At 46.5% G+C, this 1,721-nt stretch carries 1 protein-coding gene; it reads left to right on the plus strand.

The genetic code is table 11. The annotated features are described in order from the left end of the window. Positions 1-101 precede the first annotated feature (101 nt). The gene (locus ICN42_RS11845; RefSeq protein WP_216255173.1) at positions 102-1,532 is read left to right on the plus strand and encodes an IS1182 family transposase; all 1,431 of its coding nucleotides are present in this window, start codon (positions 102-104) and stop codon (positions 1,530-1,532) included. The last annotated feature ends 189 nt before the right edge of the window (positions 1,533-1,721 follow it).

Raw genomic sequence — 1,721 nt, forward strand, 5'->3', positions numbered from 1 at the left:
CGAGGCTGTGTAAAAACACCCAATAATCTCCCTCTTTTTGTAAACACTACATGGGCCTCAAACGTTAATTAAGTATCACTAATTAACGGATGTTTATGAAGATGAAACGATTCATTACTGGCCAAGATCGAAGCCAAAGTACTTTATTACCTGAGCTGCTTGATGAGTACATCACCGAAGAAAACCCCGTACGCGTCATTGACTTGTTTGTCGACCAGCTTGATTTAGCCAGCTTAGGTTTTGAAGGAGTGGTTCCTGCTGATACTGGCAGACCTTCTTATCATCCTGCAGTACTTTTGAAGCTGTATGTCTATGGCTACCTTAACCGTATTGCATCGACTCGTCGCCTTGAAACTGAAGCGCTACGTAATGTTGAACTCATGTGGCTCATTACCCGCTTAGCTCCTGACTTTAAAACCATTGCGAACTTCCGCAGGGAGAATGGCAAAGCCATCCGCAAAGTCTGCGCCCAGTTTATTGAACTGTGCCGTCAGATGAATTTGTTTGCCGACTCGATGGTGGCAGTCGATGGCAGTAAGTTTAAAGCAGTGAACAGTTCCGATCAAAACTTCACCCAGGCCAAGATCAAACGTCGTATCCAAGAGGCCGAAGCGAGTATTGCGCAGTACTTAAAAGATTTAGAGGCGGCTGATCTGCGCTCTCCAGCCCAATCAACCGCACACCAAGCCAGACTTAAAGAGCGCATCGCGCTCTTTACAGAGCAGATGGCACAGCTACAAGCCATAGAAGAAAAAGTGCAAGCGGCTCCAGATAAACAGATCTCCATGAGTGATCCCGATGCGCGCTCAATGCAACACCGTGGCGGCGGTATCGTGGGTTACAACGTGCAAGCCGCTGTGGATACGAAGAATCATCTAATCGTTGCCCATGAGTTAACTAATGTCGGGCATGATCGAAGCGCCTTAGCCAAGATCGCTGGTCAAGCTAAAGCGGCATTACAAGCAACCGAGCTGACGGTAGTAGCGGACAAGGGTTATTACAGCGGGCAAGAGATTAAAGATTGCATGGAATCAGGCGTTACTCCCATCATGCCTAAATGCAACACTTCAAATAATCGGGCTAATGGCCTATTTAATAAGAATGCCTTTATCTACCATCCCGATAAAAATGAATACGAGTGCCCTGCAGGAGAGGCATTAATAGAGCGCTTTAAAACGGTAGAACATGGCAAGAATTTGATTGCTTACTGGAGCTCGAGCTGCAAAACCTGCACCCTAAAGCCCCAGTGCACTACCGGAACAAACAGAAGGGTCAAGCGCTGGGAACATGAAGCCGTGCTCGATCAAATGCAGGGCAACCTAGAGGCCATGCCCGATGCCATGAAGATCCGAAGATGCACCATTGAGCATACCTTTGGAACCTTAAAGAGTTGGATGGGGGCTACGCACTTCCTCACCAAAACCAAAGAGCATGTGAGTACAGAAATGAGTCTGCATATCCTGGCTTACAACCTCAAACGGGTCATGAAGATCATGGGCGGTAGCAATCTGATGAAGGCGATGGCGACATAAGGCGAAAGCCTTACTTAAGAAGTAATAAATAGACCTCATTAACGCCTCTACGAGGCGTTACTAAAAAATCACAAATTACCAAAACAGAATTGTTGACTCAGCCAGAAGCGTTTGATTGAAGGCCAAAACCCGTGTACACGCTTTAAATCTAAATCAATGGAAGTATTTTGGGTTTTTACACAGCCTCGG

It is taken from the genome of Polynucleobacter sp. 71A-WALBACH (assembly GCF_018882365.1).
GTDB lineage: Bacteria > Pseudomonadota > Gammaproteobacteria > Burkholderiales > Burkholderiaceae > Polynucleobacter.